General features: G+C 66.0%; 15 protein-coding genes. 5 read left to right on the top strand and 10 right to left on the bottom strand.

What is annotated here, in order from left to right:
- Positions 1-12 precede the first annotated feature (12 nt).
- Together nrdR and ACNEOT_RS14050 are read right to left on the bottom strand one after the other, a co-directional pair.
- The gene (gene nrdR / locus ACNEOT_RS14055) at positions 13-477 is read right to left on the bottom strand and encodes a transcriptional regulator NrdR (RefSeq protein WP_415974623.1); all 465 of its coding nucleotides are present in this window, start codon (positions 475-477) and stop codon (positions 13-15) included.
- Between the two features lie 100 nt (positions 478-577).
- Positions 578-961, bottom strand: a complete 384-nt coding sequence (locus tag ACNEOT_RS14050; protein WP_415974622.1) for a hypothetical protein — start codon at positions 959-961, stop codon at positions 578-580.
- Positions 962-1,339: 378 nt separating this feature from the next.
- On the opposite strand from ACNEOT_RS14050, the gene lexA reads away from it, so the two are divergent.
- Complete coding sequence (lexA, locus tag ACNEOT_RS14045; RefSeq protein WP_415975169.1) at positions 1,340-2,023, top strand: transcriptional repressor LexA; 684 nt, start codon at positions 1,340-1,342, stop codon at positions 2,021-2,023.
- Positions 2,024-2,098: 75 nt separating this feature from the next.
- Here lexA and ACNEOT_RS14040 read toward each other — a convergent pair whose 3' ends face one another.
- The 3 genes from ACNEOT_RS14040 to ptsP all read right to left on the bottom strand — a co-directional run bounded on the left by ACNEOT_RS14040 (position 2,099) and on the right by ptsP (position 6,413).
- Positions 2,099-3,241, bottom strand: coding sequence for an acyl-CoA dehydrogenase family protein (locus ACNEOT_RS14040; RefSeq protein WP_415974621.1), 1,143 nt, complete (start codon positions 3,239-3,241; stop codon positions 2,099-2,101).
- Between the two features lie 149 nt (positions 3,242-3,390).
- Positions 3,391-4,662 (bottom strand): uracil-xanthine permease family protein, encoded by a 1,272-nt coding sequence (locus ACNEOT_RS14035; RefSeq protein ID WP_415974620.1) that lies wholly within the window; start codon positions 4,660-4,662, stop codon positions 3,391-3,393.
- 20 nt (positions 4,663-4,682) lie between these two features.
- Positions 4,683-6,413, bottom strand: a complete 1,731-nt coding sequence (gene ptsP, locus ACNEOT_RS14030) for a phosphoenolpyruvate--protein phosphotransferase (protein ID WP_415974619.1) — start codon at positions 6,411-6,413, stop codon at positions 4,683-4,685.
- A gap of 171 nt (positions 6,414-6,584) precedes the next feature.
- Between ptsP and ACNEOT_RS14025 the strand changes: the two genes are divergently transcribed.
- From ACNEOT_RS14025 to ACNEOT_RS14010, 4 genes are read left to right on the top strand one after another with little or no spacing between them, the layout of a single operon-like run.
- The gene (locus ACNEOT_RS14025) at positions 6,585-7,352 is read left to right on the top strand and encodes a DeoR/GlpR family DNA-binding transcription regulator (protein WP_415974618.1); all 768 of its coding nucleotides are present in this window, start codon (positions 6,585-6,587) and stop codon (positions 7,350-7,352) included.
- Complete coding sequence (locus ACNEOT_RS14020; protein WP_415974617.1) at positions 7,349-8,359, top strand: 1-phosphofructokinase family hexose kinase; 1,011 nt, start codon at positions 7,349-7,351, stop codon at positions 8,357-8,359. Before ACNEOT_RS14025 ends, ACNEOT_RS14020 begins: the two co-directional genes overlap by 4 nt.
- A 9-nt stretch (positions 8,360-8,368) precedes the next feature.
- Positions 8,369-10,408 (top strand): fructose-specific PTS transporter subunit EIIC, encoded by a 2,040-nt coding sequence (locus ACNEOT_RS14015; RefSeq protein ID WP_415974616.1) that lies wholly within the window; start codon positions 8,369-8,371, stop codon positions 10,406-10,408.
- A 43-nt stretch (positions 10,409-10,451) separates the two neighbouring features.
- Positions 10,452-10,709, top strand: coding sequence for an HPr family phosphocarrier protein (locus ACNEOT_RS14010; protein ID WP_415974615.1), 258 nt, complete (start codon positions 10,452-10,454; stop codon positions 10,707-10,709).
- 64 nt (positions 10,710-10,773) lie between these two features.
- On the opposite strand, the gene ACNEOT_RS14005 is transcribed toward ACNEOT_RS14010, so the two are convergent.
- The 5 genes from ACNEOT_RS14005 to ACNEOT_RS13985 all read right to left on the bottom strand — a co-directional run bounded on the left by ACNEOT_RS14005 (position 10,774) and on the right by ACNEOT_RS13985 (position 16,026).
- Positions 10,774-11,814: a hypothetical protein gene (locus ACNEOT_RS14005; protein WP_415974614.1), complete on the bottom strand. Its 1,041-nt coding sequence runs from the start codon at positions 11,812-11,814 to the stop codon at positions 10,774-10,776.
- A 53-nt stretch (positions 11,815-11,867) separates the two neighbouring features.
- Positions 11,868-13,418 (bottom strand): GTPase HflX, encoded by a 1,551-nt coding sequence (gene hflX, locus ACNEOT_RS14000; RefSeq protein WP_415974613.1) that lies wholly within the window; start codon positions 13,416-13,418, stop codon positions 11,868-11,870.
- 69 nt (positions 13,419-13,487) lie between these two features.
- The gene (gene dapF / locus ACNEOT_RS13995) at positions 13,488-14,357 is read right to left on the bottom strand and encodes a diaminopimelate epimerase (RefSeq protein ID WP_415974612.1); all 870 of its coding nucleotides are present in this window, start codon (positions 14,355-14,357) and stop codon (positions 13,488-13,490) included.
- A gap of 24 nt (positions 14,358-14,381) precedes the next feature.
- Positions 14,382-15,311 (bottom strand): tRNA (adenosine(37)-N6)-dimethylallyltransferase MiaA, encoded by a 930-nt coding sequence (gene miaA, locus ACNEOT_RS13990; RefSeq protein ID WP_415974611.1) that lies wholly within the window; start codon positions 15,309-15,311, stop codon positions 14,382-14,384.
- A complete protein-coding gene (locus tag ACNEOT_RS13985; RefSeq protein WP_415974610.1) occupies positions 15,304-16,026 on the bottom strand; it encodes a class III extradiol dioxygenase subunit B-like domain-containing protein in 723 nt (240 codons plus the stop codon). The genes miaA and ACNEOT_RS13985 overlap by 8 nt, the downstream gene beginning before the upstream one ends.
- Between the last annotated feature and the right edge of the window lie 119 nt (positions 16,027-16,145).

The raw sequence follows: 16,145 nt of genomic DNA, 5'->3' as shown, positions 1-16,145 counted from the left end.
CCCGTGCTGCCGTCAGTCGACGTCGGCGGACTCTCGATGCTTGCGAAGTTCGTGGATTTCCTTCTCGAAGTCCTCGGCCGAGCTGAACGAGCGATAGACGGAGGCGAAGCGCAGGTAGGCCACCTCGTCGAGATCGCGAAGGGGCCCGAGAATCGCCAAACCCACCTCGTTGCTGGGGATCTCTGCGGAACCGGCGGCGCGAATGGTGTCTTCGACCTGTTGAGCCAAGAGGTTCAAAGCGTCGTTGTCGACATCTCTGCCCTGGCAGGCGCGTCGAACACCCTTGACGACCTTGTCGCGGCTGAACGGCTCGGTCACGCCGCTACGCTTCACGACGGCCAGCACTGCAGCCTCGACGGTGGTGAATCGACGACCGCACTCCGGGCAGGAGCGACGACGCCGTATTGCCTGCCCCTCGTCCATCTCACGCGAGTCGACCACGCGTGAGTCGGGATGCCTGCAGAACGGGCAATGCATGAGGAAGCCTCCGTCGTATCCAACGCTCCGACGACGAGCACGCGCATCGGGGCAGTCAGTCGAGGATACTCAGTCTTCCCGGACGCGAGGGGGCCGGTGGTCATCTGCCGGGCGCATACTCGACGACTGCTCCGTCGTGTACTTCGACCACACCGGCCGGCTGCGCGCCCGACTCGGCTGCAGTGGCCCGCAGGTTCGCGATGCCGATCAGTCCCCCTGCGACGACCAGGACCGCCAACATCGACAGCACCAGCGATCGCATGCGAACCGGCTGACCCGCGAAGTGCGCAGAAGTCCGGTCGAACTCGAGATCGGCCTGCTCACGATCGGTGACATCCGTCCACGACGGGTCCAGGACGGGCAGGCACGGGCCGGACGGCGCGGCGACGCCGTGCACCGCCGGACGCGCCCGGCGGCGGCGCTCGACGACGGTGGACCGTGAACGGACGGCGGTGGCGGTGGGGCGATCGGTGATGATGGTCATCGGAACCTCGTCTTCACTCGTTGGATCGATTGTTCGATCAGGCGTTCGATGGACGCTTGTTCGAAGTTCTATCACGAGCCTCCGACAAAGTCTGTAGAAAACGCGACACGAGTCGAACAGATGTTTGATTCAACAGCTGATACACGCTAGATTCGTGTCAGAAACCACACGCCACACGAGTCGACACCATCAACTCCAGTCCGCGCAGACCGACCACGCAGACCGGATCCAGAACTTCAGCAGGAGGCCGACAGCATGAAGGACGAGACCTCGACGAGGTCGACCACGCGAACCACGGGTCCCAAGACGACCGGCGCCAAGGCCACCGCTACCAAGGCCGCCGCAGGAAAGCCGGCCGCAGAGCCGACATCCAAGGCCATGGAGGTCGGAACCGATATCAGTGCGGGTCTGACCGAGCGGCAGCGCAAGGTGCTCGAGGTCATTCGCGCCTCGGTCACCGAGCGCGGCTACCCGCCGAGCATTCGTGAGATCGGCGATGCGGTCGGTCTGACGTCGACCTCGTCGGTTGCTCATCAACTTCGCACCCTCGAACGCAAGGGGTTCCTGCGCCGGGACGCCAACCGCCCCCGCGCCGTCGACGTGCGTGGGCTGGACGAGGTGCAGGCCGATCAGGCTGCCGCCGCCGTAGACGGTTCCGCGGCGTCCGACGAACAGGATCGCCTGCCGACCCCGACGTTCGTGCCCGTTCTGGGACGTATCGCCGCAGGCGGTCCCATTCTTGCCGAAGAGGCCGTCGAGGACGTGTTCCCGCTCCCACGCGAATTGGTGGGGCAGGGTTCGCTCTTCCTGCTCAAGGTCGTCGGCGAGTCGATGATCGAGGCGGCCATCTGCGACGGCGACTGGGTGGTGGTTCGCCAGCAGTCCGTGGCCGACAACGGCGACATCGTGGCTGCGATGATCGACGGCGAGGCCACCGTCAAGACGTTCAAGCGGTCCAAGGGTGAAGTGTGGCTGCTGCCGCACAATCCCCTGTTCGAGCCGATTCCAGGCAACAACGCCGCAATCCTCGGCAAAGTCGTCACCGTGATGCGCAAGCTGTAGGGATCGTCACCGTAGTGACACGAGAAGGGCCGCAGCACATGTGCTGCGGCCCTTCGCGTGCATCGGATCAGCGGATCACAGATTCAATCCGCGGCCGATGATCTCCTTCATGATCTCGGTGGTCCCGCCGTAGATGGTTTGGACGCGAGAGTCCATGTAGGCCTTGGCGATCGGGTATTCCTTCATGTAGCCGTAACCGCCGTGCAGCTGCAGGCACCGGTCGATCAGCTTGACCTGATTCTCGGTGGTCCACCACTTCGCCATCGCGGCTTCCTGGACGGACAACGTCCCTGCATTGAGCAGTTCGATGAACTTGTCCACCATGATGCGGGTGGCGGTGGTCTCGGTTGCCAACTCCGCCAACACGAATCGGGTGTTCTGGAACTTGCCGATCGACTTTCCGAAAGCCTTGCGATCGCGGCAGTACTGAATCGTCATCTCCAGCGCCGACTCCATCGCGGCTGCCGCGACGACGGCGATCGACAGGCGTTCCTGGGGCAGATTCTGCATGAGGTAGATGAACCCCATGCCTTCTTCGCCGAGGAGGTTGGCGGCGGGCACGCGAACGTCGGTGAAGCTGAGTTCGGCGGTGTCCTGTGCCTTCATGCCGATCTTGTCGAGGTTGCGACCGCGTTCGAATCCGGGCATGTCGCGTTCGACGACCAGCAGGCTGAAGCCCTGTGCGCCCTTCTCCGGGTCGGTGCAGGCCACGACAATGATCAGATCTGCGTTGATTCCGTTGGTGATGAAGGTCTTCGAGCCGTTGAGCACCCAGTCGTCGCCGTCGCGGACGGCCTTGGTCTTGATGCCCTGCAGGTCGCTGCCCGTGCCGGGTTCGGTCATGGCGATTGCGGTGATCAGCTCACCGGAACAGAATCCGGGCAGCCAGCGCTGCTTCTGCTCGTCGTTCGCCAGCTCGATCAGATACGGCGCGACGACGTCGTTGTGCAGTGTGAAGCCGATGCCGCTGTACCCACCGCGGGTGGTTTCCTCGGTGACGATGGCGTTGTAGCGGAAGTCCTTGACTCCGCCGCCGCCGAACTCCTCGGGTGCTGCCGTTCCGAGGAAGCCCTGCTTACCGGCCTCGACCCAGACGCCGCGGTCGACGATGTTCTGCTCTTCCCACTTGGCGTGGTTCGGTGCTACGTGCTGGTCGAGAAATTTCCGGTACGACTCCCGGAACAGCTCGTGCTCGGGCTCGAAAAGTGTGCGTTCCACGAATGTCTCCTTGCTCGGTGCATACCGACGTCGACCAGGTGAAACTCCAAGCGGATCACGGTCGTCGGCACGACTGACGTCACGTAGGCAACACTACGTCCGCGGTGTCGAGCCGGTCGATGACCAAAACGCGCGCGATCCGTGACCCACTAGCGGCCCCGGTTGCCCGCAGTTCTCGCGAGCGCCGAGACGATCGGGTAGCCGAGGAGAATTCCGACGGAGCCCCAGGCGATACCGCCGAGTTCGACCGATCCGATCGACAACGTCAAATCCCCGATCCCGGCGACGAGCGCCGCAGCGACCACGGTGAGGTTGACCGGATCGGTGAAGTCGACCTTCGCATCGGTCCAGATGCGCACGCCGAGCAGTCCGATGAGCCCGTACAGAACGAGAGTCGCTCCCCCGATGACGCCGTCGGGAACCGTGAAGATGAGGGCACCGAACTTGGGCGAGAACGCGAGCACAATCGCGGTGATCGACGCGACCCAGTACGCGGCGGTCGAGTAGACACGCGTGGCTGCCATGACGCCGATGTTCTCCGCGTAGGTGGTGGTTCCGGAGCCACCACCGGCTCCGGCCAGTGTGGTCGCCAACCCGTCGGCGATCAGAGCGTCCCCGGCCACGTCATCCAAGTTCTTCCCGGTCATCGCGGCGACGGCCTTGACGTGCCCCACGTTCTCGGCGACGAGGACGATCACCACCGGCAGCGCCACCAGGATCACCGACAGCTCGAAGGACGGGCCACGGAACTCGGGCAGACCGATCCAGCTCGCCGCGCTCAGGGCGTCGAGACGCGGTTGCGCGATTCCCCCGGTGACTGCGGCGAACACCCAGCCCACGACGACACCGAGCAGGATTCCCAGTCGGCCCACCAGCCCTGGCCCGACGGCCGTGGCCAGCAGAATCGCGACCAGGGTGACCGCGGCGACGAGCGGCTGCGCCTCGAACGACGTGGTAGCGGCCGGTGCCAGGTTCAGCCCGATCAGCACGACGACGGCTCCGGTCACCACGGGCGGCATTGCCGCGTCGAGCACCCGTTGGCCGGCGAACTTCACGACGAGGCCGATGAGCGCCAGCACGACACCGACGCAGAGAACAGCACCGAGTTGCGCGGCGGGGCCGTCGGCTGCGGTGGCACCGAGCGGGGCGAGGAAAGCGAAGGACGAACCCAGGTAGCTGGGAATGCGCCCCCTGGTGATGAGCAGGAACAACGCTGTTCCGATACCCGAGAACAACAGCGTGGTCGATACCGGGAACCCGGTGATCGTCGGAACCAGCAGTGTGGCACCGAACATCGCGACGACGTGCTGCATTCCGATACCGATGGTGCGTGGCCACGTGAGCCGTTCGTCCGGCGAGACCACCGCCCCGGCCTCGACGGTCTTACCGTTTCCGTGCAGCGTCCAACCCAGATTTCTCATGATCGACAAAGACTAGGGGGTCATCCCAGAATCGCGCTCACTGCCTCACGAGCGGCTGCTGTGCTGTCCGTTTTCAGGGCAGCGGCGGCCGCTGCCTTGCACTGATCGAGTGTGACCGTGGCCAACTTGGAGCCCACGTGTGCGACGGCTGCCGAGGCCGCCGAGAGCGAGGTGATGCCGAGTCCGACCAGCACGCAGGCCAGCAGAGGATCGGCCGCGGCCTCGCCGCAGACCCCGACGGGCTTTCCGGCCTTGGCTCCCGCGGCCGCGGTGTGCGCCACCAATGCCAGCACGGCCGGCTGCCACGGGTCGGTGAGTCCCGCGAGTTGAGCCGACATGCGGTCGGCGGCCATCGTGTACTGCGCCAGATCGTTGGTGCCGATGGACAGGAAGTCCACGTGCTCGAGGATGTGTTCCGCAAGCAGTGCGGCGGCGGGGATCTCGATCATGACGCCGGGGGTGAGCCCACGCTCGCGCACGTCGGCGGCGAAGTCCTTCGCCTCCTGCGCGGTTGCGATCATCGGTGCCATCACCCACGGGGAGGAATCGGTTGCTTTCGCGGCGGCGGCGATGCCGTCGAGTTGCCGATAGAGAATCCCTCTGTCGGCCTCCGCGATGCGGATACCGCGGATGCCGAGCGCCGGGTTGGCCTCGTCGGGATGAGTGGCGAACCGCAGAGGCTTGTCCGAACCTGCGTCGAGGGTGCGCACCACGACTTTCTTGCCCGCGAACGCGTCGAGCACCTGGGCGTAGATCTCGGCCTGCTCGTCCACGGTCGGTTCGGAGTCACGGTCCAGGAAGCACAGCTCGGTGCGAAAGAGCCCGACGCCGTCGGCTGCACTCGAGCGCGCCGCGCGGGCACCTGCCCCGTCCTGGACGTTGGCGAGGATGTCGACCGCGTGGCCGTCGGCAGTCCTGCCGGGGCCGACCCACTGGGACACCCGGTCGAGTTCGTCGCGGGCGGAAACCACCGCAGCGCGGGCCGAGTCGGCGTCGGGTTCGAGGTCGATGCGGCCGCTGGTTCCGTCGACAGATGCGTAGGTACCTGCGGCGATGTCGTCGAGGCCGGCCACGGCAACGATGCACGGAATGCCGAGCTGGCGGGCGATGATCGCGGTGTGGCTGGTCGGACCTCCGAGCGAGGTCGCCAGTCCGACGATCAAGGTGGGGTCGAGGCCCGCGGTGTCGGCGGGCGCAAGGTCGTCGGCGAAGAGGATCGACGGTTCGGCCGGTACGGGAACCCCCGGCTCCGGAACACCGAGAATCTCGGCGATGACGCGATCGCGGATGTCACGCAGATCGGTCACTCGCTCGGCCATCAGGCCACCGAGCTGGGTGAACATGGCAGCGAACTTCTCCGTCGCCGCAGCGGTTGCGGTGACGGCAGAACTGCCTTTGGCGATCGAGGAGCGAGCAGCACCGAGCCATCCGCGGTCGGTTGCCATCGCGGCATTGGCCGACAGAACCTCCGAAGCAGCTCCCGTCGCCAGCTCCGCACGACCGCGCAATCGAGTGGCGACGGCGTTCGCCGCGGCGTCGAACACAGCCTTCTCGGACTCCCGATCGGCCTCCGGCACCTCGCCGGTATCGGCGGGAATGGAGGGACGGGCACCGGGACGGATGACGGGACCGTATCCGACACCGGGCACGACGGGCGTGCCGCGCAGTGTCGTCTGCGCTGCTCCGGTCCCGTCCGCATCGACTCTCGTGTCGGTGTGTCCGGTCGAAGCGGTGCTAACCGATCCCGTCATGTGGTCCTCCTCGGATACTGCGTGAACAAAGGTCATCGCATCTGTTCGGCGAGCTGTGGTCGAGCCGATCGCTCACTCGTGTTGTGACCGAGATTACTCCAAACCCTTGACATGTCAACACACACGGGCGTAAAACAACATAAAGCAACATCAACAGGAAAGGAGACGCAGGTGTACGCAGAAGAACGACAGCACGCCATCGCCGAGCTGATCAGCACCCACGGCCGCGTCTCCGTCAACGATCTGTCCGCCACGTACGGCGTCACCACGGAAACCGTGCGCCGCGATCTCGCCACTCTCGATCGCATGGGAGTCGTGCGCCGCGTGCACGGTGGAGCTGTACCCGCTTCTGCGCTGACCACACTCGAGCCCGGCGTCTCGGAACGAGAGTTCACGCGAGCCGATCAGAAGGACGCGATCGCAGCGGCAGCACTGTCCTTCCTCCCGCCGGTCGGGGGTAGCGCAGTGTTCGATGCAGGCACCACCACGGGCAGGCTGGCCGGGCTGCTACCCCACGATCGCGAGCTGACGTTGGTGACCAACTCGGTCCCGATCGCCGCTCGCGCCGCCACCATGCCGAGCGTCGGCCTTCGCCTGCTGGGCGGACGTGTACGCGGAACCACCCAGGCGGCCGTCGGCGACGAAGCACTGCGCGCCCTCGAATGGCTCCGCGTGGACGTCGCGTTCATCGGCACCAACGCCATCAGCGTCGGGCACGGACTGTCCACCCCCGACAGCGACGAGGCAGCAGTCAAACGTGCCATGGTCGAGGCAGCCAACCATGTGGTGGTGCTGGCAGATTCGTCGAAGATCGGCCGCGAGCACCTGGTCAGCTTCGCCCGCGTGGGATCCATCGACGTCATCGTCACCGACAGCGACATTTCGACCATTGACCGAAAGAAACTCAGCGACAAAGGAATCGAGGTGGTGATCGCATGATGGTCACACTTACGGCCAACCCGAGCATGGACCGCACGGTCACACTCGACACGCCGCTCGTCCGTGGCGGCGTACACCGGGCATCGACGTCGGCCACCGACCCGGGCGGTAAAGGCGTCAACGTCGCTCGCGTGCTGGGCGGATCAGGAGTCGAGGCCCTGGCCGTGCTCCCGGCCGATACCGGAGACCCCCTGCTCGACGCGTTGGCCGCGAAAGGCGTTCGCTTCTCGGCAGTTCCGACGTCGGGCCTGGCGCGAACCAACATCACGGTCAGCGAGATCGGTGGCACCACCACCAAGATCAACGAGCCCGGCGCGACGGTCTCGGAGCAGACCCGGGCCGAGTTGCGAGAGCGAATCCTCGCTCTCGCGGTCGATGCAGAATGGGTCGTTCTGTCGGGTTCGCTTCCGCCCGGTCTGCCCGTCGACTGGTATGCCGAACTCGTCATCGCGCTGCGCGCCACGTCGGCGAAGGTTGCCGTGGATACGTCCGACGAGCCTCTGCTCGCTCTCGCGGCAGCATTTCCGGCGTCGGCACCGGATCTGATCAAACCCAATTCCGAGGAGCTCGCCCAACTCACCGGGTACGATTCCGAGGAGCTGGAAAGCGCGGCGGCACAGGGAGATCCGACGGCCGTCATCGCTGCCGGCGCAATCCTTCTCGGCCGAGGCGTCGGCGCGGTACTGGCCACTTTGGGCAGTGCCGGAGCGGTTCTGGTCACCCAGGACGGTTCCTGGTACGCCAGCCCGCCTCCGATCACTGCCGTCAGCACGGTCGGCGCAGGCGATTCCTCGCTGGCCGGCTACATCCTCGCCGATGCCGAGAACTGTTCCGACGCAGACAAACTTCGCCGCGCCGTCGCCTACGGAACGGCAGCAACCGCACTGCCAGGCACCACGCTTCCCCTGCCCGAGCAGACCCACCCGAATTCGGTGACGGTCCGTGCGCTCGACATCCCCACGACCGTCACCCAGTCCACGCTCTCCACACCCGCACACCGTCTCTAGGAGTCTGCAATGTCCACCCCCACCGAAGATCAGCAGATCATCGCCGAGGATCTGATCGTCCTCGACGCCGATCTGGGCGAATCCAAGGAAGCCGTCATCGAACGCCTCGCCGGCGTTCTGGCCTCCGCGGGTCGCGCGACGGAGACCGACGCGTTGCGCGATGCCGCTCTGGCCCGCGAAGCGCAGTCGGCAACCGGCCTGCCCGGCGGCATCGCCATCCCGCACTGTCGCTCCGAAGCGGTCACCTCGGCCTCGCTCGGGTTCGCCCGGCTGAGCCCCAAGGTGGATTTCGGTGCCCCCGACGGTCCTGCCGATCTGGTGTTCCTCATCGCGGCACCGGCCGGTGCCGGTTCGGCGCACATGAAGCTGCTCTCGAGCCTGGCGCGCGCCCTGGTCAAGCCTGAGTTCGTCACCTCGCTGCGCAACGCGTCCTCGGCAGCCGAAATCGTCTCGCTCGTCGACGGCGTCATCAATCCCGCCGCGAAGCCCGCCGCGCCTGCCGCTGCAGCGGTCGATACTGCAAAGCACAGTGCTGTCGAGACCCCGACGCAGGCCACTGCCCCGAAGCACATCGTCGCAGTCACCGCCTGCCCCACCGGAATTGCGCACACCTACATGGCTGCCGACTCTCTCGTCGCGGCCGGTGAGCGCGCCGGAGTCACCGTTCACGTCGAGACCCAGGGCTCGAGCGGCAGTACGCCGCTGGATCCCGCGATCATCGCCGGAGCCGAAGCGGTCATCTTCGCCACCGATGTGGGCGTCAAGGGCCGCGAGCGTTTCGCAGGCAAGCCCGTCGTCTCCTCGGGCGTCAAGCGCGCCATCAACGAGCCCGACGTCATGCTCACCGAAGCGCTTCGCGCAGCGCTGAACCCGGACGCGGCCCGCGTCGGCGGCACGGCAGTGGCTGCCGGCTCGAACGACTCGGCCGGCGAGCTCGGATGGGGCACCCGCATCCGCCAGATCCTGCTGACCGGCGTCAGCTACATGATCCCGTTCGTCGCTGCCGGTGGTTTGCTGATCGCCCTCGGCTTCCTGCTCGGCGGGTACGAAATCAAGGACGTCGCGGCAGACATCGTTCTGGACAACTCGCTCACATCGCTACCCGACGGCGGACTGGCCGCCTACCTCGGTGCCGTCCTGTTCCAAATCGGCGCACTGTCGTTCGGCTTCCTGGTGCCCGCGCTGGCCGGCTACATCTCCTACGCCATTGCCGACAGGCCAGGCCTGGCACCAGGTTTCACCGCAGGCGCGGTAGCCGTTCTGGTGGGCGCAGGCTTCATCGGCGGCCTCGTCGGTGGTCTGATCGCCGGCTTCGTCGCACTGTGGATCAGCAAGTGGAAGATCCCCGCAGTACTTCGCGGCCTCATGCCGGTCGTCATCATCCCGCTGTTCGCCACACTCATCGTCGGTGCCATCATGTTCCTGCTGCTCGGCAAGCCACTCGCCGCGATCACCAGCGGCCTCACGGACTGGCTCAACGGCCTCAGCGGATCGTCGGTCATCATCCTCGGCATCATTCTCGGTCTGATGATGTGCTTCGACCTCGGCGGACCGGTCAACAAGGCCGCCTACGCATTCGCCACCGCAGGCCTGTCGGTCACCGACACCGCATCACTGCGCATCATGGCAGCGGTCATGGCAGCCGGAATGGTTCCGCCGCTCGCCATGGCACTCGCCTCTACCGTTCGCTCACGCCTGTTCACCGAGGCCGAGCGCGAAAACGGTAAGGCCGCATGGTTCCTGGGCGCTGCATTCATCTCCGAGGGCGCAATCCCGTTCGCCGCAGCCGACCCGTTCCGCGTCATCCCCTCGATGATGGCAGGCGGCGCCGTCACCGGCGCGATGATCATGGCGTTCAACGTCACTCTCAGCGCACCGCACGGCGGCATCTTCGTATTCTTCGCCATCGGAAACATCCTGTGGTTCATCGTCTCGCTGGCAGTGGGCACCATCGTCTCGGCATTCCTGGTGGTCTCGGCCAAGCAGTTCATCAAGGGCAAGAACGCCCCGTCGGACGCCGAACTCGATCCCGCACTCGCCACCGTCTGACACTCGCTACGATCGCAACAACCCCACTACGAAGGAGCAGCACATGCCCAGCACCACAGTCGCCGTCGGATCCTCGATCGGTCTGCATGCCCGCCCCGCAGCACTGATCGCCGACGCCGTCGCCGAAGCCGGCGTGGACGTCACCCTCGCAGTGGCCGACTCGGAGCCGGTCGATGCAGGATCGGCCCTGATGATCATGACCCTCGGTGCAACCAAGGGCACCGAAGTCACCGTCAGCAGCGACGACCAAGCAGCACTCGACAAGGTGGTCGCACTCGTCGCAGCCGACTTGGACGCTTAAGTCGTTCCGCAGGCTCCACTCCTGCGACGCATAGGTCGTTCCGCAGGCTCCACTCCTGCAACGCCTAACGAGAGCGCATCGATCGCCGGACGGTGAATCCCACCGCTCCGGCGATCAGCACCACACCAGCAGCGACGGCCGCTCGGAGTATCCATTCCGAGTCCGTCGCTGCCGGCGTTTGCGAGGACTGCTCATCGGCGACGACCGGCGAATTCTGTTCTTCCGCCGTAGGTGTGGGTGTCGAGACGTCCCGCGCCGCCGCGTCGGGAATACGCAGAACAGCGGGAAGCGTCCCCGCATTCGGCCCGAAGCCGGCCTCCGATGCGATGAGCAGAGATCCATCGGCGGTGAAGGCCACCGCCTCACCCTGCGGCTGATCGGGCAGTGGCAGCACGGCACGAGGGGCTGTCGCGTCGATCAATGCGGACGCGATGTCGCCGTCGGTCGGACGAAACAGATAGACGTCGGTGTAGGAGCGCACTGCCGCGACGGAGCCGTCTGGGCTGACCGCTCCCCCGGTCGCCAGAATCGATCCGACCACGAACGGCGGCCCACCGACAGTCCCGGTAGCGGTGAACGCCAGCTCTCCCACCTTGCGGAGCGGCGTCGGACCCGGACTGCTCAGATCGGAGACGGATTCGTCGCCTGCCGGCACGTACACCCCGCTGACGCCCGACAGTTCCTTGGTGACGACGACGGGACGACCGCCCGGCTCGATCAGTAGCGTCTCGGCGTCGTGCGCACCGTCCGGGTAGGTGAGTCGATGCAGTTCACCCGCACCGGTTTTCGGATCCATTCGTGTCAATGCCACTGTGTCACGTCGCAACTCGTTGTCGCCTGTGTCCGCCAACCAGAGCGAGCCCCCGTACGACGTCAGGTCCTCGACGTCGTACGGGTCGACGGGTACGTCGATCCACCGTTCGACCGCGCAATCGGCATCGAGGGCCGCGACGCGATGATCGGTCCCGCTATCACCTATCGCGTACAGGGTGCCCTCGATCGACGCCAGCCCCGACAGCTCGGTCAGATCGGGATCTGTTGGCCGACAGTATGTTTCGGCCTCGACCGGGGCCGCGAAGGCGGTTCCCGAGAACGCGATCGTCATGGCCACTGCCCCCGCGGCAGCACGGCACACCACCGGTTGCCGCACCACCGAGGTCAGGCGCTGGGGACGGTCGCGGTGAACTCGACGAGCGCCGCCGCAAGCGACTGCGGCACACGGGCTTCGACGCGTGTGCCGTCCTCTTCGTGGGTGGACTGCACGATTCGTCCGTCGGTGTGGATGCGCGCGACCAGATCGCCACGCGTGTACGGCACCAGCACATCGACCAACACGTCCGGTTCGGAGAGGATCTCGGCCAGGTGATCGCGCAAGGCGTCGATTCCCTCGCCGGTCTTGGCCGAAACGAACCGTGCACCGTCGAGCAGTCCGCGAAGCTGAGTCAGCTGTACGGGATCGGCGGCGTCGATCTTGTTGACCACCAACAACTCCGGCGGCATCTTCGCATCCTGCTCGCGAACCACCTCGGTGATCACCTCACGAACTGCCGTGATCTGGTCGATCGGGAGTGGATCCGATCCGTCGACCACGTGCAGCAGCAGATCTGCGTCGGTGACTTCCTCCAGCGTGGAGCGGAACGCCTCGACCAACTGAGTCGGTAGGTGCCGAACGAAGCCGACGGTGTCGGTCAGTACGATTTCGCGGCCGTCTTCGAGAGTCGACTTGCGTGTGGTGGGATCGAGGGTGGCGAACAACGCGTTCTGCACCAGTACGCCGGATCCCGTCAACGCGTTCAGCAAGCTCGACTTGCCGGCGTTCGTGTATCCGACGATCGCGATGGACGGAACCGTACCGCTCAGTCGCTGTTCACGTTTGGTATCGCGGGCCTGCTTCATGCCCTTGATCTCACGGCGCAGCTTGGCCATGCGCTCGCGGATGCGTCGTCGATCGGTCTCGATCTTCGTCTCACCCGGTCCGCGCAGGCCCACGCCGCCGTTGCTGCCTGCACGGCCACCGGCCTGACGCGACATCGATTCGCCCCAGCCGCGAAGCCTGGGCAACATGTACTCCATCTGCGCGAAAGCGACCTGCGCCTTGCCTTCTCGCGACGTGGCGTGCTGAGCGAAGATATCGAGGATCAAAGCCGTGCGGTCGATGACCTTGACCTTGACGACCTTCTCCAGAGCGTTGAGCTGAGCAGGGGTCAGTTCACCGTCGCAGATCACCGTGTCGGCGCCGGTCGCCAGCACGATGTCGCGTACCTCTTTGGCTTTACCGGAACCGATGTACGTCGCAGCGTCGGGCTTGTCGCGCCGCTGCATCAGCGCTTCGAGTACCTCGGAGCCTGCCGTCTCGGCCAGTGCGGCCAATTCGGTCATGCTGGACTCGGCCTGCGCGGCCGTGCCGGTGGTCCACACTCCGACCAGCACGACGCGTTCGAGCCGCAGCTGTCGGTACTCGACTTCGGTGACGTCGGTGAGTTCGGTGGACAGTCCGGCGACTCGACGCAGCGCGGTACGTTCTTCGAGCTGCATGTCGCCCGAGGACGGGGAGTTCTCGTCGTTGAGCGGGGAGCGCGCCAGGCGCCTGGACCACGCGTCCGACTCTTCGCGAGTCCAGGCGGATGCAGTGTCGGAAGCGCCGTCGACATCGTCGCGACTGTCGTCCACCGGTTCGCCTGCAGGGGATGTTTCATGTGAGTTCGTCATACATCCCCCATGATCCACGAAAACCCCAGCGTATGCACGCGGGTTTCGGTGCGCGCGTGCCGCGACGGGTCAGGACTGCGCCTCGAACCATCGATCGTCGATCTCACCGCGGGCCAGTAGCACCGACGGTCCGCGCAGGGTCGCGCCGACATGGTCGATGGCCACGCGCACCCGACCGCCGAGCACACCGACGCTCACCTCTCCGGTCTCGAGTCCCTCGTAGGAGAGCGCGGCCGCAGCCGCAGCCACGGTGCCGGTCCCACAGGATCGAGTTTCTCCGACGCCACGCTCGAACACGCGCATCTCGACCGCTCCGTCGTCGAGCCTGGTCAGGAGCTCGACGTTCGCACCGTGCGGGAAGAACTCCGCGTCCAGGGTGGGTGGCACGGAAAAGTCGAGGGCACCGAGGGATGCCCGAGTCAACGCGCCGTCGACGCACGCGAGGTGAGGATTGCCGACGTCGATTCCGACGCCCTCGTACGATCCGCCCGCGATGGTCGTCGCGCTCGACCCCATCAACGTGACGTCCCCCATCGCGACAGTGACGTCGGCGTCGGTGTCGTCGAAGGAGTGCACGGTCACAGCCCGCGCACCGGCCCGCGAGCCCACCACGAACTGATCGCGGTGTTCGAGGTCGTGAACGCGAAGGTAGTGCGCGAACACCCGGACGCCGTTACCGCACATTTCGGCGATGGTGCCGTCTCCGTTGCGGTAATCCATGAACCAGTCCTCGGGTTCGACGCCCGACGGGATTCGATCCAACACGCCTGCATCCCTGAGGACACCGGCTCGGGCGACACGCAGAATGCCGTCGGCTCCGATGCCCTGGCGTCGGTCGCACAGAACGGCAACGGCCGACCTGGTGAGTTCGAGTTCGGCTGCCGGGTCCGGCAGTACGACGAAGTCGTTCTGAGTTCCGTGGCCTTTGGCGAATTCCATGGCCGCGAGTCTACGGCGGTTCGGCTACGGAGCGTCGATGGCGGCCAGGGCGTCCGAGGTCAACGTCGGCGATGCGCCGTCCAGCCAGCACACCCGGTCGTCTCGGCGGAACCAGGAACGCTGCCGTCGTACGTAGCGCCTGGTGCCGATGAACGTGCGCTCGCGGGCATGCTCGATGTCGTATTCCCCCGCCAACACGTCGAGCGCCTGCGCGTAGCCGATGGCCCTGGACGCCGTCACTCCCTCACGCAGTCCGAGGCTCAGCAGTCCTTCCACCTCGTCGATCAGTCCGGTCTCGAACATCAGACGGGTGCGCTCGGCGATTCGCTCGTCCAGTTCGGCAGTGTCCCTGTCGACGCCCAATACGACCGTGCCCCAGCGAGGTTCGCCGATCTTGGGGGCCGATGCCGCAAACGGCTGCCCGGTCAACTCCACCACCTCTAGTGCGCGAACCATGCGGCGGCCGTCGGTGGGCAGGATCGATGCGGCGGCCTCGGGATCGGCTGCTGTCAACGATCGATGAATCTGCTCGACTCCGTCACGCTCGAGAACTGCTTCCCATTTCGCACGGACGGCAGGGTCGGTGGCCGGAAAGGCCCATTCGTCGAGCAACGACTGCACGTACATCATCGATCCGCCGACGATGACGGGTCGCAATCCCCGCGATCGAATGTTCTCGACGTCCGCGACAGCCGCCGCTTGGTACCGCGCCACCGTCGCGATGTCGGTGACCTCGAGCACATCGAGTTGATGATGCGGGATGCCACGTCGCTCCGACACGGTCAGCTTCGCGGTGCCGATGTCCATCCCCCGGTACTGCTGCATCGCGTCGATGTTGACGATTTCGCCGCAGAGTTGCTCGGCCAGATCGAGGGCCAGATCGGACTTCCCCGCGGCCGTCGGCCCGATGACAGCGATGGGAGTGGTGGCTGCATCGCCCGTCCTTTCAGGCACGAGTCCAGGTCCCCACGTAGTACCCGACACCGAATGGTGCTCCGCGATAGAGCTCCGTCGCTGTCGTCGCATCGGTCCCGGCGAGCGCTGCCAGCACCTGCCACGCAGGCCTGCCCGCTGCGCCGACCGCTGCACACAGGTCGGAATCCAATCGCGCCAGAGCGTCGACATCGGCCGTTGCCAGGGCATCGTCGATGAGTTGCTGAACTCCTGCGGCCCGCTCGTCGAACGATCCTGGGGCCTTCGCGGTCAGAGTGTTCGCACCGTCTGCCAGCACCAACACGCCCCAGGTCTCGGCCGATTCGTCGAGCTCGCGGCGCAACGCAGCGCCGAAACCCGCACACCATCGCGCGTCGGCGTCGGCGGGAACTGTCCGAGCTTCGACGGCCGCGGCCGGCGCAGCGACTCCGCGCAACCAGCCCGCGATCAGTACCGGCAGCGGCAGATCGGGATCCGGCGCTGTGGTCATGGGTCCGCCGGACAGACTCACCGACACATCGACTCCGAACCCGCGCAACGTTCCGATCGTCTTCTCGTCGTACGACCCCTGGGCACGATCGACGCCGACGGCGAGCCACCGGTCGACCACCGAGGTCAAGTACGTCGTCGCGCTGACGGCAGCGGACCGAAGGTCGGCCGTCTCGGCCGCACTCGCGCCCGTCAGTTCGGGGACGAGCAACGGTGGGGAGGGCACCAGGGCCGCGGCACGAAACACGGACACCAACGTAGTCGGTGGCGTGAGTTGGCCCGACGAGTCCACCTCGAGGCGTCTGAGCTGTTTCAATGGTCCGATCGGTCGTCACCTAGTTCAATGGTGTCCAGATCGCGATTGAG

This window comes from Rhodococcus sp. 077-4, assembly GCF_047782425.1.
In the GTDB taxonomy this organism is placed as follows: Bacteria; Actinomycetota; Actinomycetes; order Mycobacteriales; family Mycobacteriaceae; genus Rhodococcoides.
Note: the sequence above shows the minus strand (reverse complement) of the source record. Positions and strands in the feature narration are given on the sequence as shown.

Coding starts and splice junctions, on each gene's coding strand:
- dapF (WP_415974612.1), bottom strand. CDS start 14,357: ATGGAATTCGCCAAAGGCCACGGAACTCAGAACGACTTCGTCGTACTG.
- ACNEOT_RS14020 (WP_415974617.1), top strand. CDS start 7,349: ATGATGGTCACACTTACGGCCAACCCGAGCATGGACCGCACGGTCACA.
- nrdR (WP_415974623.1), bottom strand. CDS start 477: ATGCATTGCCCGTTCTGCAGGCATCCCGACTCACGCGTGGTCGACTCG.
- ACNEOT_RS14015 (WP_415974616.1), top strand. CDS start 8,369: ATGTCCACCCCCACCGAAGATCAGCAGATCATCGCCGAGGATCTGATC.
- ptsP (WP_415974619.1), bottom strand. CDS start 6,413: ATGACGGGATCGGTTAGCACCGCTTCGACCGGACACACCGACACGAGA.
- lexA (WP_415975169.1), top strand. CDS start 1,340: ATGGAGGTCGGAACCGATATCAGTGCGGGTCTGACCGAGCGGCAGCGC.
- ACNEOT_RS14035 (WP_415974620.1), bottom strand. CDS start 4,662: ATGAGAAATCTGGGTTGGACGCTGCACGGAAACGGTAAGACCGTCGAG.
- ACNEOT_RS14005 (WP_415974614.1), bottom strand. CDS start 11,814: ATGACGATCGCGTTCTCGGGAACCGCCTTCGCGGCCCCGGTCGAGGCC.
- ACNEOT_RS14010 (WP_415974615.1), top strand. CDS start 10,452: ATGCCCAGCACCACAGTCGCCGTCGGATCCTCGATCGGTCTGCATGCC.
- ACNEOT_RS14050 (WP_415974622.1), bottom strand. CDS start 961: ATGACCATCATCACCGATCGCCCCACCGCCACCGCCGTCCGTTCACGG.
- hflX (WP_415974613.1), bottom strand. CDS start 13,418: ATGACGAACTCACATGAAACATCCCCTGCAGGCGAACCGGTGGACGAC.